Here is a 16,802-nt window from a genome sequence, read left to right as displayed (position 1 = left end):
CGGGACTCCTTCAATCTGGAATGTGAAACACGCGCGTCGGCGAAAACTTGCCAGCTCGCACGTCACCCAGTGCGATCGCTTTGCCCTGAAACAGGGCCACCGCTGCCCGGGAGGCATCCTGCCCGGCAATGGTGCGATCGCGGAATTTCGGCTTCAGCGCCTCCATCACATGCGGAAGGAGAACGATGGGCCGCCCTTGTCTGAGCTTGAACGCGTCCTCGCCGTTAATGGCCAGTGCCGGGATGTCGTCCAGCGCGGTCTCAACGGGCTTCAGGCGTTCTGACGCGGCGCCCTTTTGACCTAAAAGCTGCAGATCGTCCAGTGTGACGCTTTCGGCCTCGGAAAACGGCCCGACCATGGTCCGCCGCAACCGCCAGACATGGCCTTCCGCGCCAAGTTTTGCCGCCAAATCCCGCACCAGGGCGCGAATGTAGAAGCCTTTGCCCGAACGGATGTGGAGCGTGGCGAGGTCGTCGCCCTCGGTTCCGGCCAGTTCGGCCTCGTAAACCGTGACCCGGCGCGGCTCCAGCTCCACCGTCTCTCCCGCCCTCGCCAGATCGTAAGCGCGCTCGCCATCGACCTTCACGGCGCTGAACTGGGGTGGGACCTGCTCGATCTCGCCGAGGAAGTCAGGTAGCGCCGCCCGGATCGCGTCCGGTGTCGGGCGCACATCGGAGGTCGCGATCGCTTTGCCTTCGCGGTCCTGGGTGTCGGTCGAGACGCCCCACTTAATCGTGAAGACGTAGATCTTCTGCGCCTCCATCAACCACGGCACCGTCTTGGTCGCTTCCCCCAGCGCGATCGGCAGCACGCCGGACGCCAGCGGATCGAGCGTGCCGGCGTGGCCCGCTTTCTGCGCGTTGAAGATGCGGCGCACGGCTGAGACCGCCTGCGTCGAAGTCATGTCGTCGGGCTTATCGAGCACCACCCAGCCAGAGACGTCTTCGCCCTTCTTGCGGCGTCCCATCACTCGTCCTCGTGGTGCAGATCGCGCGCAACTTCGGGGCTCGCCAGCAGCTCATCGATGTGGCGCGCTTCGTCGTAGGAGATGTCCGGCTGGAAATGCAGTTGCGGCGTGAACCGGAGATCGATCTCGCGCGCCAGCCGCCCACGCAGGTAGGCGGCGCCGCGTGTCAAACCATCGGCGATATTCTGCGGGTCGTTTGGCCCGAGCGCCGAGACGAAGACCGTCATGTGCTTCAGATCAGGCGAGGCGCGCACCTCACCAACGGTGATCGACACGCCCAGCAAAGCGGGATCGCGAAAGTCCTCGCGCGCGATAATGCCTACCAGCGCATGGCGCACCAGCTCGGCCGCACGCAACTGACGTTGCGACGGCGCCGCGCCGCCCCGCTGATTTCTGTCCTTGCGGCTCATGTCACTGCGCCGTGTAGGCGAATGAATTGCAGACTTCCGGATTCTCACCGGGCGCCGGCTGGCCATCGCCCTTAAAGGCCGCAACCTTGAACACCCAACGTCCACTGCCGTCGACGAATTCGCTGACCGCGAGGTAGCGCGTGCGCTCCTGCCCGCAGAGGCCGCCTTGCGCCGACGACGTCACGTTCTCGTCCTGCACGCGGTAGAGATACGCACTAACGCGCGGATCGCCGCCGAGTACGGCTGCATAGCTTTGGCCACCAACGCCTGAACGCGAGTCCGAGTCGACTTGTGCGTAGGGCTGCGCCCGCACCGTGATGCCCGTGGCAAAGGCGAACACGACTGGCCCGCCACGGCGTTCCAGCAAACTGACGCGCAGATTGCCCGTCACAGTCCGTGCGCTGTCGGACCCAGCGCGCCATTGCTGACGCGCCACCGCTGGCTCTTCCTGCGGCACCGTATCGATGTTGCGCGTCTCCGGCTCCACCACGGTGGAGCGGCGCACATTGGGCGCCTGTTCGCCGTCATTGTTGCGATCGCAGCCGCCGGCCATCAGGCCGAACGCAGCAATCGCGGCGAGGATGAAACTCCGCATCGGACCCACGCCTCAGAGCGAGCGCTGAACCACTTCGACGTTAAAGCATTCGATGACGTCGCCCTGCTTGATGTCCTGGAACGGGCCAAAGCTCATGCCGCATTCCTGACCAGACTGGACTTCGTTCACTTCGTCCTTGAAGCGCTTCAGCGTCGACAGCACGCCCATTTCCTGGATCACGACGTTGTCGCGCAGGATGCGGACCTTGGCGCCCTTGCGGACCACGCCATCGGTGACGCGGCAGCCGGCGACTTTGCCAACCTTGGAGATATTGAACACCTCCAACACTTGCGCGTTGCCGAGGAAGGTTTCGCGGTTGAGCGGCGCCAGCATGCCGGACATGACGCCTTTGATGTCGTCGATCAGGTCATAGATGATGTTGTAGTAGCGGATCTCAACGCCTTCGCGCTCGGCCAGGTCGCGCGCTTCTTTAGAAGCACGAACGTTGAAACCGATCACCGGCGCGCCCGAGCCCTTGGCGAGCTGGACGTCGGACTCGTTGATTGCGCCGACGCCCGAGAGCACCACGCGCGCGCGCACTTCTTCGTGCGCCAACTTTTCGAGCGAGCCTACAATGGCTTCCGCCGAGCCTTGCACGTCGGCCTTGATCAGGATCGGCAGCTCTTTCGCCGTCGAATCCTTGAACTTTGCCATCATGCTTTCGAGCGACGTGCCCGTGCTCTTGATGCCCGTTGTGCGCTGCTTTTTCGCACGCGCGCGATAGTCGGCGACTTCGCGGGCGCGGTTTTCGTTTTCGACGACGTTCAGCACATTGCCCGGCTCCGGCACGCCTTCGAGACCCATGATCTCGACTGGCTCAGACGGACCGGCGTTTTGCAATTGCTGGCCGCGCTCGTTGGTGATGGCGCGGATGCGGCCGATCTGAGCGCCGACAACAACGATGTCGCCGCGCTTCAGCGTGCCCATCTGCACCAGCACCGTCGCCACTGTGCCGCGGCCCTTATCGAGCTTCGACTCGATCACGACTGCTTCGGCCGGACGGTCCGGGTTGGCGCGTAGATTCAGCACTTCAGCTTGCAGCAGAATTTGCTCGACCAGCTCCTCGAGCCCTTCCTTCTTGAGCGCCGACACCTTCACAACTTGCACGTCGCCGCCGAACTGTTCGACGATGACTTCGTGTTGCGTCAGCTCACTCAGGACCTTGTCCGGATTGGCGCCCTGCTTATCCATCTTGTTGATGGCGACGATGATCGGAACGCCCGAAGCCTTGGCGTGCTGAATGGCTTCGACGGTTTGCGGCATCACGCCGTCATCGGCGGCGACAACGAGCACGACGATGTCGGTGACTTGCGCGCCGCGCGCGCGCATAGCGCTGAACGCGGCGTGGCCCGGCGTATCGAGGAACGTCACGCGTTGCCCGCTGGCCACGCGCACCTGATAGGCGCCGATGTGCTGGGTGATGCCGCCGGCTTCGCCCGACACGACATCGGTTTGGCGTAATGCATCGAGTAGCGACGTCTTGCCGTGATCGACGTGGCCCATGATGGTCACGACCGGCGGACGCGGCTCCAGGTTTTCGTCGCTATCGACGATATCGCCGGCGAGACCCTCTTCAACGTCGGATTCGGCGACGCGCTTCACAGTATGACCGAACTCAGTCGCGATCAGCTCCGCCGTATCGGCGTCGAGCTCATCGCTCTGCTTCATCATCTGGCCTTGGCGCATCATGAACTTGATGATGTCCGCGACACGCACAGCCATACGGTTCGAGAGTTCCTGAACCGTAATGTTTTCCGGAACGATGACTTCGCGCTTGATAACGTCGCGCTCGCCTGCGCCGCCCATCATCTTGGCGCGGCGCTCTTTTTCTTTTTGCTGCGCACGGCGATACGCCGCGAGAGAACGCACGCGATCGTCGTCACCAGCGACTTCGCGCTCGACCATGTCGAGCGTGAGCTTGCCTTCGCGGCGCTTCGGTTCGCCCTTCTTTGCGGGCTTCACCGGCGCCACCGGCAACGGCTTACGCGCCGATTTCACACGGCCGCCAAGTTCGCTCAGCACATCGCTCTGATCGCGCTGCTGTTGCTGCACTGGCGCGGCGCCGGCCGCGGCGGTGCGCTGTTGCGTTTGTTCCACTGGAGCAGCCGCAGGCGCTTCGGCTTCTTCAGTCTCGCGGCGGCGCGCTTCAATCTCAGCTTGCTGTGCTTCGTCTTCGGCGGCCTTCTTGCGTTGCGCATCATCGAGCGCGCGGCGCTGATCTTCTTCCGCCTTGAGCCGCTGGTCGCGTGCTTCGCGTTCGGCCATGGAACGCCGCACCGCATCTTCGCGGCGGCGCGTTTCTTCGCCGCTGATCGCGCCCGGCGCCGGCTTCGGCGTGTGCACGACTGGCGCTGCGTCACCAGCAGGCGCCTTCGCGCGCAATGGCGGCGGCACACCGGGACCAGGTGCGGCAGGCGCTGCGCCACCGGCGCCCGGCCGGTTGATGGCGCGCTTCTCGCGCACCTCGACGGTCACTTGCTTGGTGCGACCATGCGAAAAGCTTTGGCGCACCGTGCCTGCGCTCGCTGTTCGCGTGAGCGTCAGCGGCTTTCGACCGGAGGGAGATTCTTTCTGTTCGTTTCCGTCAGACATGCAGTCGCGTTGCCAATCCTAAATTCGTCGTCACGCGCCCAACGCGGGCCTTCAAACTTCAAACGTCCTTCGCCTCGCCGCGTCCCTGGTTTTTTCCAGGGTCCGCGCCGCCCAGTCCCAGACCGGTGGAGCGCCAGGAAGCGGGCCAAGAGTGTGGAACGATGGCGCGGAACCCCGCGAGGCGACCAATTTCAGCCGCCCAGGCCAGCGCCAAACGCTCTTGAAGCAGGCAAGCGTGTATCACACGTTCCCGCCCTAGCGCCACGCCCAATTCCTCGGCGGAAAAGCATCCAACCGCGGCCGGCGGACGGCCCCGGAGCCCTATATGGAGGCTCATCAGCTTTTCGCGACCCTCTTCGGCGCCATCATTCGCTTCGATCAGAAAAAACATGGGCTTGTCGCGGATCGCGGCCTCAACTTGTGTGGCCCCGATCGCGATCGCGCCGGCGCGGCGCGCCATGCCGAGCAGATCAAGACAGCGGCGCGACAACAGGGTTTCCGTCTGATCAACCAGATCGTCGGACGCCTTTGCGTTGGTTTTGAAAGCCCGCGCAAACGCGCCCTTCTTCACTGCTTGCTGAAGGCTCGCGCGATCCGCGCGCACCCAAGCGCCGCGCCCCGGCAGCTTCGCGGCTACATCGGGGACAACGACGCCATCGGGCGCCAACGCGAACCGGATCAGGATCGCGTCGTCACTCGATTCACCGCTTACGATGCAGCGCCGCTCACGTCCGCGGCGCTCGCCCTTAGCTTCGATCTGGGAAGACGCTGTCGGCATAGCCCGCGTCTCCTTCTGTCAAAGGCGGCGCGGGCTCCGGCTCCGGCGGCGCTTCGATCCAACCCGCCGCGATGCGCGCGTTGAGGATCAGCGCGTCGGCCTGCTCTTGCGTAAGCGCAAAGCTTTCCAGCACGCCCGGCTCGCGCACGCGCTCGCCGTTCTTGGTCTCGAACCAGCCGCGCAGATCGTCGCCGGTGAAGCCGGCGAAATCTTCGAGCGTCTTGGTTTCCTTCTCGCCCAGCGCCACCAGCATTTCCGCCGTCAGGCCCGGTACGCCCTTGAGATCGTCTTGAACGCCGAGCGCAACGCGCTTGGCTTCGAGTTCAGCGGCTTTCTTGTCCAAGAAATCTTTCGCGCGCGCCTGCAGTTCGTCGGCGATTTCGTCATTCAAGCCTTCGATAGACGCGAGCTCCATCTGATCGACGTATGCGATTTCTTCGACCGACTCGAAGCCTTCCGACGCCAGCAGCTGCGCGAACATTTCGTCCACTTCCAGCGCCTGCACGAAGATTTCAGTGCGCGAAGCGAATTCCTTTTGCCGGCGTTCGGACTCCTCCGCTTCCGTCAAAATGTCGATCGACCAGCCAGTGAGCTGTGAAGCCAAACGCACATTCTGGCCGCGGCGACCGATGGCGAGCGAGAGTTGTGCTTCACCGACGACCACTTCGACGCGAGCTTCTTCCGGGTCGAGCACCACCTTTGTCACTTCCGCCGGTTGCAGTGCGTTGACGATGAAAGTCGCCGGGTCCGAGGACCACGGAATGATGTCGATCTTCTCGCCCTGCATTTCGCCGACAACCGCCTGGACCCGCGCGCCACGCATACCGACGCAGGCGCCGACCGGATCAATCGAGCTGTCGTGGCTCAGCACCGCAATCTTCGCGCGCGAACCCGGATCGCGGGCAGCCGCCTTGATCTCGATCACACCTTCGTAAACTTCCGGCACTTCCTGCGCGAACAAGCGGGCCATGAATTCCGGCTTGGCGCGAGAGAGAAAGATTTGCGGGCCTTTGGTTTCGCGGCGCACGTCATAGACGTACGCCCGGGTGCGATCGCCGACGCGGAGATTCTCGCGCGGAATGCTCTCCGACTTGCGGATCACGCCTTCAGCGCGGCCCAAATCGACAATCACGTTGTAGAACTCAACGCGTTTCACGACGCCGTTGATAATCTCGCCGATACGATCCTTGTATTCGCCATATTGACGCTCACGCTCGGCTTCGCGCACTTCGTGATTGATCACTTGCTTGGCCGTTTGCGCGGCGACGCGGCCGAACTCGATCGGCGGCAGCGGTTCGTCGTACATCTTGCCGACTACGGCTTCCGGATCAGTTTTGCGCGCCACATCCAACATAATGTCGGTCGACGGATTGAACGGCCGCGTCTCTGGATCGAGCACGCTGTCGTCCACCACCGTCATCACGCGCTTCAGCGCCATTTCGCCGGTTTTCGTATCGATGGTGGCGCGGATGTCGTGCTCCGTGCCGTAGCGCGAGCGCGCTGCTTTTTGCAGCGCGTGCTCCATCGCCTCGATGACGATTTCCTTTTCGATCGACTTTTCGCGCGCAACCGCGTCGGCGATTTGCAGGATTTCAAGCCGGTTTGCTGAAATGCCAGTGCTCATGGTGTCTTCCCTTCGTCCGTATTCTCTTGCTCGGCGACCTCTGCCGCGCGAGCGCGTTTCAAATCTTGTTCGATCAGCCGGTCGGTCAGCACGAGACGCGCGTCCGACAGCGCCGAAAAGGGCACCGCCGCTTCGCCCTGATCCGTGGTCAGCACGATCACATCACCTTCGATGCGCTCGATCTTGCCTTTGAAGCGGCGTTGGCCGTTCTGCATCGCGGCCGTTTCGACCTTTGCGTCATGACCTAGGAAGCGCTCGAAATCCTCGACCCGCATCAGCGGACGGTCGATGCCGGGCGAGCTGATCTCTAGATCGTACTCGCCGCCCGGGATCGGGTCTTCCAGGTCGAACACCGGCGACAGCGCCCGCGACAGTCGCGAGCAATCATCGATGCCCATCTCGCCGTCGCTCACGCGCTCAGCCATGATCTGCAGCCGCTTCCTGCGGTTCCCGGAAACGCGCACCCGCACCACCCGGAACCCGAGGCCAGAGGCCGTCGGTTCGATCAGCGCGATGACGCGCTCTTCCACTGGGTTCGTCGCGCGCAGAGGCGGCTCCCGAGGTAACAAAAAAGCGGCGGACCCGAGGCCCGCCGCTGCGTCTCCAGCGGAGACATCAGCGATGTAGTGGTGTGGATATAGCGGGTCTTCAGCTCCGCGCCAAGACCCAATTTGACGGCCTTCGCCGCCAGAACGCTACAAATAATCGTGCGGGCAAATGTGCCTCAAACGCCCGATGGTGGCTTGAACAGAACCACCACGGTCTGATCTTGCCTCAACAGCTAAGCGCCAGTTGCAGCTGTAGGCCGTCCGCCACTCATGCCACGCAAAGGTGAGGAATCCCCCAGCCCAGAGTTCTTCGAACTGTACCACGCTGAAGCCTTGTTCACGTAGATCATGCACGAGGCGACCAACCGGTGAGCCGATAGGGAAGCCGTCTCTTACACGCGCGTCCCAAATCGTCTCTCCCATGTGGGAGTCTAGAACGATTTCGTGCGCCGACGCGGGTGGAGCGGCATGCTCGCGCGGGAAATCGTTAGCGGCCCATGCCGTGGCCGCGCCCACTCCAAGAATGAGCAGCCGTAGAGACGCAACAACTCCCACTCGAGAAGGATACACCCGAGGCATTGATATGAATAGTCGCGGCCATTCGCCGTGATGACCAAATCTCTACACTCGCGCCAACCGCAACCAAATCGGCGCGCAGTCGCCCAGCTTCTTAGCTTCATGGCGCGTCATCACATGCCCCGGCCCCAAGCGTTGCGCCAATCCTCCGCGCGCTCCGCCGTCCACGTGAACCGCGCATAGCGCGTCACCGCGTGGCGTAGCCACGCGGTGCGCCAACGCGCAACCAGGGCGGTGATGCGACCCTCGCGACGCCAAAAAGCGATCTTTCTAAGCGCCACGCGCGAAAACTCCGCCATACCTGCAGCGGGGCGCCGCAAACCCGAGTGAAGCGCCAGCACCGGCGCTGGCGCGCTTGTTGCTTGGCTGGCGACCATAATAACTTTACACGGTCGCGTCCGGCTCTCCGGCCGGCTGCCGCGGATTGAGGGCCCATGAGCGGCGAAACGACAACGTTGTGGGACGGCATGATCCGACTTCCGCGCCGCTTGTTTGGTCAGGCGAGCGATATCGTTCGCGTTTTTGAGTTGGCGCTGCTTTACTTGGCTGCGCTCTATCTTCCCAAGTCTTGGGCTCTGGTGTTTGCCGATGCCGCGGGCTCGCTTATTTCTCTTTCGCCGCTCGGTGGACGAACCCGGCAATGGATGCGTTCGACGTTTCCCGCTGCCGAGGATACGGACAAACTCGCACGCGAGTGGCTGCGCCGGCCGTTCCGGGATCATGTCGTCGTAACCCGCATCGCCGAGAACCGCGAGACCGCCGATCAATGGCGCGTTGAACAAAGAAATCCGCCCGCCATCCTGCGTGAACCGGGAAAGTCCGTGCTGATCGTGATCGGTCACTTCTCCCGACAGGCCGTGGCCGCGGTCTTCTCGCCGCTTGCCTGTCCCAAGAAGCTCGTTTCTGTCGTCGCGCCAGTGGAGCAAGGCACGCATGACGCGCGGGCGCTCCGCATTCGCGTGCAACTCGGCGAAATGGTTAAGGCCATCCGTCGTCTGCGGAATGATGACGTTGAAGTCGTCGAGGTCAGCGGTCGCAGCGTGGCCACCCGGTTGCTTCACTCGCTGCGCGAGCCGGACAAGGTCATGATCATCTCAGCCGACGTGCCTTGGCCCAAGGGTCGCTCCGCCGGACACGAACGCCCCTTTGCAGGGCATTCGTCGCAGAACTTCGCCCTGGGCGGCGCGCGGCTGTCGCGCCTCGCCCAGTGCCCAATCGTGATGTGTGTGCCGTTTCTGGACGGCGACCGCATCGTGCTGGAATGGAGCGATCCCCTAATGCCGGCCGCGGCAGGCGACGCAGACTCGGACGTGCGCGTCACCAACGAAATGCTCGACACCATCGAGCGCGCCGTCGGCGAGCGCCCCGGCCAATACGTTCTCGCCGTCGGCCACGACCGCTACTGGGATCCGAAAACCGGGACCTGGCAAATGCCGGTCGCCGAAACCGTCGCCGCGCCAGCGCCCGCCAAAGCCGCCGAAGCAGCAACCATCGTCTAATCAGCGCCGCGCAAACCGCAGCCAGACCGGCGCGCAATCGCCAAGCTTCTTCGCTTCATAGCGCGTCGTCACATGCCCCGGCCAAGCATTGCGCCAATCCTCCGCGCGCTCTGCCGTCCACGCGAACCGCGTGTCGCGCACGAAATGCTCCAGCGTCCACGACGCATAGTTCGCCCAATCCGTCGCGAACCGCACCTCGGCGCCCGGCTTCAGCACGCGCGCCAGATCATCCAAGAATGCCGGTTGGATCAACCGCCGCTTGTGATGCCGCACCTTCGGCCACGGATCGGGAAACAGAATGTAGCAAAGCTCCACGCTCGCATCCGGCAGCCGCGCGATCACATCGCGTGCATCACCCTGATGCAGCCGAACGTTCTGGACGCCGCTGTCTTCGATGTGCCGCAGACACGACGCGACGCCGTTGATGAAGGGCTCGACGCCGATGAAGCGCGTCTCTGGATGTGCGGTGGCTTGCGCCACCAAGTGCTCGCCGCCACCGAAGCCAATCTCCAAAACAACCTCCCCCCTCGCGGGGGAGGTGACCGCGAAGCGGTCGGAGGGGGGGCGTGCAGTCGCGCTGGTGTCGGCAAAGGCAGCCGCGTCGGCACGCCCCCCACCCCCCTGCCCCCCGCCCCGCGTGGGGGCGGGGGAAGAGAACAGCGCTTCAACATCAATCGCGCCTTCGTCCGGCACAGCCAGATGCGGCAACAGCGTATCCATCAGCCCAGCCTGGCGAGGCTTCAGGGTCCGGGCCTTGATCCGGCCGAAAGTGCGGAGGGGGCGGTGTTCGTCCATTCCCGGCGTCAGGTATCAGGTGCCGGGTGTCAGACAAGCCAGTGTTGCCGCGACGCGAACTCGCAGCCGCTTCCTATATCTGATACTGCCTTCCGACACCTGAAACCTGACACCTGGAGCGAAGCGATGCGCGAGCAGCTCAATTTCTATATCGATGGCAAATGGGTCGCCCCGGCCAAGGCGCGCACACATGACGTGATCAATCCGGCCAACGAAGAGCCGGTCGGCCGCATCTCGCTGGGCAGCGCCGCTGACGTCGATAAAGCCGTCGCCGCCGCCCGCAAGGCGTTCGCGACCTGGAGCGTCACCACCGTCGATGAGCGCAAAGCCATCCTCGACAAGATCATCGCCATCTATCAGCGCCGCATGGGCGAGATGGCCGAGACCATTTCGATGGAAATGGGCGCGCCGATGCCGATCGCCACGCAACAGCAGGCGCCCGCCGGCATTGGCTACCTAATCGACGCCCGCAAGCAGCTCGACACCTTCGACTTCGAATACGATTACGGCAAAGGCCGCCGCATCCTGAAAGAAGCGATCGGCGTCATCGGCATGATCACGCCGTGGAATTGGCCGATGAACCAGATCGGCGCGAAGGTCGGCCCCGCGCTCGCCGCCGGCTGCACCATGGTGCTGAAACCGTCTGAACTCGCGCCGCTCAACGCCATTCTGTTCGCCGAAATCCTCGACGAAGCCGGCGTGCCGCCTGGCGTGTTCAACCTCGTCAACGGCGACGGCCCCGGCGTCGGCAACGCGCTCTCGTCGCATCCCGATGTCGATATGCTGAGCTTCACCGGCTCCACGCGCGCCGGCACGTCGGTGATGCAAAACGCTGCCGTTGGTATCAAGAAAGTCGCACTCGAACTCGGCGGCAAGAGCCCGAACATCATTCTCGACGACGCCGACCTGCCACAAGCTGTCGCGCGCGGCATGCTGCACATGGCCAACAACACCGGCCAAAGCTGCAACGCGCCGTCGCGCATGCTGGCGCCGAAGTCGAAGTACGACGAAGTCGTCGCCATCGCCGCCAAGACAGCGCAGAGCATCAAGGTGCGCGCGCCCGCCGACGCCGAAGGCAGTGATATCGGTCCGCTGGCCAACGCCAACCAATTCCAAAAGGTGCAAGGCCTCATCCAAAAAGGCATCGACGAAGGCGCGCGTCTCGTCGCCGGCGGCGTTGGCCGCCCTGATGGCTTGAAATCCGGCTATTACGTGAAGCCGACCGTGTTCGCTGACGTGAACAACAACATGACCATCGCGCGCGAAGAAATCTTCGGACCGGTGCTGGTGATCATCCCGTACGAAACCGAAGAAGAAGCCGTCCGCATCGCCAACGACACGCCGTACGGCCTGGCCGCCTACGTGCAAGGCTCGGAAGGTCGCGCACGCAAGGTCGCGCGCCAGCTACGCGCTGGCATGGTGCACATCAACGGCGCTCAGGGCGGTCTCGGTTCGCCGTTCGGCGGCTACAAGCAATCCGGCATCGGCCGCGAAGGCGGCGCATTCGGCGTCGAGGAATTCCTCGAAGTGAAGGGCGCGTACGGCTGGGGCGAACAGACCGCTTAAGTAAACAAGCTGGAAACGCCGGCTTCACGGCCTATTAGCCACGGCAGGGCAGAGTGCGGCGAATGAGTTCGTCGCACGATCCCTTTTCCGCGCTGTTCGACGCCTTGGATGTCGATCTCGTCCGCGCGCCCGACGCGCTCGATCACGCGCTCGCGATCGCTGCGCCAACCGCTGCCGCCCCTGACCTCACCTCGTCTGGCTTCTATCTGATAGATGACGTCGGCGGCCGTTTCGAGGTCGATCGCGAGTTTGGCGTGATCACGCTGAAAGACGAAAGCATCCTCGCGACCGAGCACGGCGCCATTCACAGCGTCCGCCTGCGCGTGATCGAACAATCCGGCGCCCGCTACGACATGGATATGCGGCTGCGGCTAACCGGCCGTGTCCCGCAAATGGTCGGCGCTGAAGACAACGCTTTTCTGGTTGGTCTCGCTAGCGGCGAAACACATCAAGCCGCACCTGTTGCGCCGCAGGCCGTCGCCGCTCCGCAAACCGTCGCCCGTCTTTCGGTGGAAGTACCGGCGCCGTTTGCGTCATGGACCAGATACGCCGCAGCGCACGCCGCACCGGGCAAAGCAGAACTGGTCCGCACGCGCCGCACGTTCATCTCAGCAGAGCTGCCGGCGATTGCTGCGGATATTGCCGCGCTCTCTATTGATGAAGCGCTGCCGCCCGTCGGCCTGCGCGGCCCCTGGCCTTACTAGCCGACAGCTTCATTCCCGTGAAAATCAACAAACCAGCCGCGACAGGCGCGTCGCCGCGCGACATTGTACAATCGTCGCAAAACGCTGGTTGCGTTCAAACCGACGTGGCAGCCCGCTGTCACTTGGAGGGTGTCATGAAAAGATGGTCGTTCGCCGCGCTGATGGCGCTGCTTCTTGCACTACCGGCTGCCGCGCAGACAGAACGCGAAGTCCGGCTAAGCGAGAATGCGCGCCCGACGCACTACGATCTCACGGTGACTCCCAACATCGAGGCGCTGACCTTCACCGGTCAGGTCAACATCGATCTCACGCTCGCCGAAGCCAGCAACGAGATCACGCTGAACGCCGCGAACCTGGCGTTCACCCGCGTCCGCCTCGATGAGCGCAACACGCCCCAAGTCAGCTTCAACGAAGAAGACCAAACCGCGACCTTCACCTTCTCGCGTCCGGTGACTGCCGGCGCACACCGCCTCTCCATCGCCTACACCGGCACGATCAACACCGGCGCCTTTGGCCTCTTCGCCCAAGACTATGAAAACGATGACGGCAGCGAAGGCCGCATGCTGGCGACGCAATTCGAAGCCGCCGACTTCCGTCGCTTCGCGCCCTCGTTTGACGAACCGAGCTTCAAGGCGACGTTCGATCTCACCGTCGTCGCGCCTGCCAATCTTGTCGTCGTCTCCAACATGCCGGAAGCGTCGTCGCAGGCCATCGCCGGCGGCCTGAAGCGCACGCGCTTCGCCACCACGCCGCTGATGTCGACCTACCCGGTGTTCCTCGCTGTCGGCGATCTTGAGCGCATCTCGCAAGACGTCGATGGCGTGCTGGTCAGCGTCTACACGCGCCGCGGCCTCACCGAGCAAGCCCGCTTCGGTCTGCAAGCCGCCGTCGAAACGCTGCCGTGGCTGAACACTTATTTCGGCGTGCCTTATCCGTTGCCGAAGCTTGATATCGTCGCCATCCCAGGCGCTGGCGATTTCGCCGCCATGGAGAACTGGGGCGCCATCAGCTATTTCGAGACGTATCTGCTTGTCGATGAGCAGACGACGTCCGAAGCGCTCCGCCAATTCATCTACACCACGATGGCCCACGAAATCGGCCACATGTGGTTCGGCGATCTCGTCACCCCGGTGTGGTGGGACGACATCTGGCTCAACGAAGGCTTCGCCAGCTGGATCGAAAACCGCGGCTCCGACGAACTAAAGCCTGAGTGGCGTCTATGGGACCAAGCCCAAGGCGCACTGCAAGGTGCGATGATCCAAGACGCGCGCCCAACCTCGCACCCGATCATCGTCCCGATCGCCAACGTCGATCAGGCCGAGCAAGCCTTTGACGCGATCACGTACCAAAAGGGCTTCGCCGTCGTGCGCATGCTTGAGAACCACGTCGGCGCCGACGGCTTCCGCGCGGGTGTGCAGGCTTACATGCGTCAGTACGCCAACCAGAACACCCGCAGCGTTCAGCTCTGGGAATCGATCGAAGCCGCGTCGGGCCAACCGGTGCGCCAGATTGCCGACGATTTCACGCGCCAACCTGGCGTGCCGCTGATCACGGCCGAAACCGGCCGCTGCCGCGGCGGACAAATGCCGGTCACGCTGCGCCAAGGTGAATTCACGTCGCTGCCGGTCGATCGCCGGCCCCTGCTCTGGCACGTGCCCGTCACCATCCAAAGCTTGAGCGGCGGCGCTCCCGTGCATCTGCTAACTGGCGATGATCGCACCGCGTCCGGCTCGATCGCCTGCGGCGCTTACGTCGTGAACCCCGGCCAAGTCGGCTACTACCGCACGCGCTATCCGCATGCTGCGTTCGACCAACTCGGACAAAACTTCGCGCGGCTCGACGCCGCCGATCAACTCGGCTTGCTCTACGACACCCGCGCCCTCGGCCGCGCCGGCGCCGTCTCGGCGGCGGACTTCTTCGCGCTGGCCTCACGCACGCCGCAGACCGCCGACCCGAACGTCTGGGCGCTCATCGCCGGCGAACTCAGCAACGCCGACTTCCTCTACGGCGACAACGATCCCCGCCGCGAGCGCTACCGCACCTTCGCACGCGGCTTGCTCAACCCGGTGTTCGCGCGCGTCGGCTGGAGCCGCCAGCAAGGCGAGTCTGACAACACCAGCATCCTGCGCGCGGCGCTGATCAACGCGCTCTCGCAACTGGAAGACCCGGTGTTCGAAGCCGAAGCCCTGCGCCGCTACAATGCCGGCGAAATCGACGGCCGCGTCCGCGGCGCGGTGATGGGCGCCGTCGGCGCTTCCGCTTCGCCCGAGACGTTCGATCGCATCCTCGCCAGCGCCCGCGCCTCCACCTCGCAACTTGAAAAGCGCACGCTGTTCAACTCGCTCGCCGCGACGCGAGATCGTGCACTAGCGCAGCGCGTGCTGGATCTGGCGTTCACCGAAGACGTGCCAGCCGCATTCAGCCCAGGCCTCATCGGCGGCGTCGCCAACCACTATCCGGAACTCGCCTACGATTACGCGGCGGCACATCGCGCCGAAATCGCAGCGCGGCTCGATCCGGACACGGCCGCCACGTTCCTGCCCGGCCTCATCTCCGGCTCGAACGATCCGGCGATGCTGCGCCGCCTTCGCGAAACCATCGACCGTGACGTTCCCGCAACCTCGCGCCGGCAACCGGAAGCGCAATACGCCGGCATGAACGAACGGATCACCACGCGCGAACGCCGCCTCAACGACATTAGCGCCTGGGTCACGTCGCGCGGCCGCTCGCGTTAACGGCTGAGGCCGCGACTTAGCGGGATCGGCGGGGCGCCTATATAGTCGGGAGATGATTCTCCCCACAGCGCCTCAGCCCGATCCCGCCGTCGCGGAAGCGCGCGCCGCGCTGTCTGATCGCACGCCGATCGTGATGGTCGTCGGCCGCGCCGGCACCGGCAAAAGCCACTTCATCCGATCGCTGGTCGAAGCCGACCCGCAATACCCTCAAGCCGTGCTGGCGCCGACCGGCCTCGCCGCCATGAACATTGGCGGCCAGACCGTGCACTCCTTTTTCGGCTTCCCGCCGCGCCCGCTGATCGGCCTTCAGGAAAAACCGCACTGGTTCTTCCAACGCACCGCGCGCGCGATCAGCCGGCTGATCGTCGACGAAGTTTCCATGCTTCGCGCCGACGTGCTCGACGCCATGGATCAGCACTTAAAGGTCGCACGCAAATCTTCGCGCCCGTTCGGCGGCGTGCAGATGTTGTTGGTCGGCGACTTCTACCAGCTGCCGCCCGTCGTGCGCGGCGAGGAAGGGCAGCTCCTGGAAGACGCCGGCTATTCCACACCCTACGCCTTCTCCGCGCATTGCCTCCGCGACGCACCGATCGCCGCCGTGCAGCTCACCGAAGTGCATCGCCAAACCAACCAAGACTTCATCGCGCTGCTTTCCTCCATCCGCGAAAGCCGCGGCGTCGAAGAAGCGGTGACCATCCTCAACACCGTTTGCCTCGATCGCTCGTTGCCGAAACGCCCCGTCCTTCTCTGCGCCACCAACGCCGTCGCTGACAGGTACAACGCCAACGGCCTCGCCTCTCTCGAAACCGCGGCGGCGCGCTACACCGGCGCGTTCGAAGGCGAACCACCCAAGTCGCAAGGCGATCGCTTTCCCGCGCCGATGGAGCTGGTGCTGAAACGCGGCGCACGCGTGATCTTCACGCAGAACGATCCCGCGGACCGATGGGTCAACGGCTCACTCGGCACCGTGAAGTCGCTCGATGATGAGCTGATCGTAGTCGTCCTCGATGCCGGTGGCGAAGTCGATGTCGAGCGCGCCACCTGGCCGCAAGCGCGTTGGACTTGGAACGCCAAGGAAAACCGCATGGAGGTGAAAGAGGAATTCAAATACGTGCAATTCCCGCTCGCCCCCGCCTGGGCGCTCACTATCCACAAAGCCCAAGGCATGACGCTCGACAGCGTCGAAATCGATCTCGGCCGCGGCGCCTTTGCGCCGGGTCAGGCCTACGTCGCACTCTCCCGCGCGCGCAGCATGGAAACACTGCGCCTGACGCGTCCGCTCTCACCACGCGATGTGCAAGTTGATCCGGCGATCGCAGACGGTCTGGCGCGGTTGGGCATTTGAAGATTAACCAAGCTCCGTAAACGCCGGTTAGCGCTCTCCTGCTAGAGCTGCACCCTGCTCTTAGTTGT

The 16,802-nt window shown here is 63.9% G+C and carries 14 protein-coding genes; 5 read left to right on the top strand and 9 right to left on the bottom strand.

Annotated features, from left to right (window positions below; translation table 11 throughout):
- Window positions 1–10 precede the first annotated feature (10 nt).
- From truB to DSM104635_RS19550, 8 genes are all read right to left on the bottom strand, one after another.
- Window positions 11–967 carry a tRNA pseudouridine(55) synthase TruB gene (gene truB, locus DSM104635_RS19585; protein WP_158767924.1) on the bottom strand — a complete coding sequence of 319 codons (957 nt, stop codon included), beginning with the start codon at window positions 965–967 and terminating at the stop codon, window positions 11–13.
- Window positions 967–1,377 (bottom strand): 30S ribosome-binding factor RbfA, encoded by a 411-nt coding sequence (rbfA, locus tag DSM104635_RS19580; protein ID WP_158767923.1) that lies wholly within the window; start codon window positions 1,375–1,377, stop codon window positions 967–969. The genes truB and rbfA overlap by 1 nt, the downstream gene beginning before the upstream one ends.
- A gap of 1 nt (window position 1,378) precedes the next feature.
- Entirely contained in the window at window positions 1,379–1,972 is a 594-nt protein-coding gene (locus tag DSM104635_RS19575) for a hypothetical protein (RefSeq protein WP_158767922.1), read from the bottom strand.
- 12 nt (window positions 1,973–1,984) lie between these two features.
- Window positions 1,985–4,564: a translation initiation factor IF-2 gene (gene infB / locus DSM104635_RS19570; RefSeq protein WP_158767921.1), complete on the bottom strand. Its 2,580-nt coding sequence runs from the start codon at window positions 4,562–4,564 to the stop codon at window positions 1,985–1,987.
- A 58-nt stretch (window positions 4,565–4,622) separates the two neighbouring features.
- Entirely contained in the window at window positions 4,623–5,342 is a 720-nt protein-coding gene (locus tag DSM104635_RS19565) for an RNA-binding protein (RefSeq protein ID WP_158767920.1), read from the bottom strand.
- Window positions 5,311–6,966 carry a transcription termination factor NusA gene (gene nusA, locus DSM104635_RS19560; protein WP_158767919.1) on the bottom strand — a complete coding sequence of 552 codons (1,656 nt, stop codon included), beginning with the start codon at window positions 6,964–6,966 and terminating at the stop codon, window positions 5,311–5,313. Before nusA ends, DSM104635_RS19565 begins: the two co-directional genes overlap by 32 nt.
- Window positions 6,963–7,535: a ribosome maturation factor RimP gene (gene rimP / locus DSM104635_RS19555; protein ID WP_158767918.1), complete on the bottom strand. Its 573-nt coding sequence runs from the start codon at window positions 7,533–7,535 to the stop codon at window positions 6,963–6,965. The genes nusA and rimP overlap by 4 nt, the downstream gene beginning before the upstream one ends.
- Before the next feature lie 668 nt (window positions 7,536–8,203).
- Complete coding sequence (locus DSM104635_RS19550; RefSeq protein WP_158767917.1) at window positions 8,204–8,467, bottom strand: hypothetical protein; 264 nt, start codon at window positions 8,465–8,467, stop codon at window positions 8,204–8,206.
- A gap of 57 nt (window positions 8,468–8,524) precedes the next feature.
- Between DSM104635_RS19550 and DSM104635_RS19545 the strand changes: the two genes are divergently transcribed.
- Window positions 8,525–9,589, top strand: coding sequence for a lysophospholipid acyltransferase family protein (locus DSM104635_RS19545; RefSeq protein WP_158767916.1), 1,065 nt, complete (start codon window positions 8,525–8,527; stop codon window positions 9,587–9,589).
- On the opposite strand, the gene trmB is transcribed toward DSM104635_RS19545, so the two are convergent.
- Complete coding sequence (gene trmB, locus DSM104635_RS19540; protein WP_407703521.1) at window positions 9,590–10,396, bottom strand: tRNA (guanosine(46)-N7)-methyltransferase TrmB; 807 nt, start codon at window positions 10,394–10,396, stop codon at window positions 9,590–9,592.
- A 114-nt stretch (window positions 10,397–10,510) separates the two neighbouring features.
- Between trmB and DSM104635_RS19535 the strand changes: the two genes are divergently transcribed.
- From DSM104635_RS19535 to DSM104635_RS19520, 4 genes are all read left to right on the top strand, one after another.
- Entirely contained in the window at window positions 10,511–11,950 is a 1,440-nt protein-coding gene (locus DSM104635_RS19535; protein ID WP_158767914.1) for an aldehyde dehydrogenase family protein, read from the top strand.
- A 62-nt stretch (window positions 11,951–12,012) separates the two neighbouring features.
- Complete coding sequence (locus DSM104635_RS19530) at window positions 12,013–12,654, top strand: hypothetical protein (protein WP_158767913.1); 642 nt, start codon at window positions 12,013–12,015, stop codon at window positions 12,652–12,654.
- A 134-nt stretch (window positions 12,655–12,788) separates the two neighbouring features.
- A complete protein-coding gene (locus DSM104635_RS19525; protein ID WP_158767912.1) occupies window positions 12,789–15,389 on the top strand; it encodes a M1 family metallopeptidase in 2,601 nt (866 codons plus the stop codon).
- Between the two features lie 52 nt (window positions 15,390–15,441).
- On the top strand, window positions 15,442–16,734 hold the full coding sequence (locus DSM104635_RS19520; RefSeq protein WP_158767911.1) for an ATP-dependent DNA helicase: 1,293 nt from the start codon (window positions 15,442–15,444) through the stop codon (window positions 16,732–16,734).
- Window positions 16,735–16,802 lie beyond the last annotated feature (68 nt).

Source organism: Terricaulis silvestris, assembly GCF_009792355.1.
GTDB classification, from domain to species: domain Bacteria; phylum Pseudomonadota; class Alphaproteobacteria; order Caulobacterales; family Aquidulcibacteraceae; genus Vitreimonas; species Vitreimonas silvestris.
This window is presented reverse-complemented; position numbering and strand designations above follow the sequence as displayed.

Bases quoted from the DNA above. Each gene is read 5' to 3' on its own strand.
- DSM104635_RS19565 (WP_158767920.1), bottom strand. From the start codon at position 5,342: ATGCCGACAGCGTCTTCCCAGATCGAAGCTAAGGGCGAGCGCCGCGGA.
- DSM104635_RS19550 (WP_158767917.1), bottom strand. From the start codon at position 8,467: ATGGTCGCCAGCCAAGCAACAAGCGCGCCAGCGCCGGTGCTGGCGCTT.
- DSM104635_RS19520 (WP_158767911.1), top strand. From the start codon at position 15,442: ATGATTCTCCCCACAGCGCCTCAGCCCGATCCCGCCGTCGCGGAAGCG.
- truB (WP_158767924.1), bottom strand. From the start codon at position 967: ATGGGACGCCGCAAGAAGGGCGAAGACGTCTCTGGCTGGGTGGTGCTC.
- DSM104635_RS19535 (WP_158767914.1), top strand. From the start codon at position 10,511: ATGCGCGAGCAGCTCAATTTCTATATCGATGGCAAATGGGTCGCCCCG.
- infB (WP_158767921.1), bottom strand. From the start codon at position 4,564: ATGTCTGACGGAAACGAACAGAAAGAATCTCCCTCCGGTCGAAAGCCG.
- DSM104635_RS19575 (WP_158767922.1), bottom strand. From the start codon at position 1,972: ATGCGGAGTTTCATCCTCGCCGCGATTGCTGCGTTCGGCCTGATGGCC.
- DSM104635_RS19545 (WP_158767916.1), top strand. From the start codon at position 8,525: ATGAGCGGCGAAACGACAACGTTGTGGGACGGCATGATCCGACTTCCG.
- rbfA (WP_158767923.1), bottom strand. From the start codon at position 1,377: ATGAGCCGCAAGGACAGAAATCAGCGGGGCGGCGCGGCGCCGTCGCAA.
- DSM104635_RS19525 (WP_158767912.1), top strand. From the start codon at position 12,789: ATGAAAAGATGGTCGTTCGCCGCGCTGATGGCGCTGCTTCTTGCACTA.
- nusA (WP_158767919.1), bottom strand. From the start codon at position 6,966: ATGAGCACTGGCATTTCAGCAAACCGGCTTGAAATCCTGCAAATCGCC.
- DSM104635_RS19530 (WP_158767913.1), top strand. From the start codon at position 12,013: ATGAGTTCGTCGCACGATCCCTTTTCCGCGCTGTTCGACGCCTTGGAT.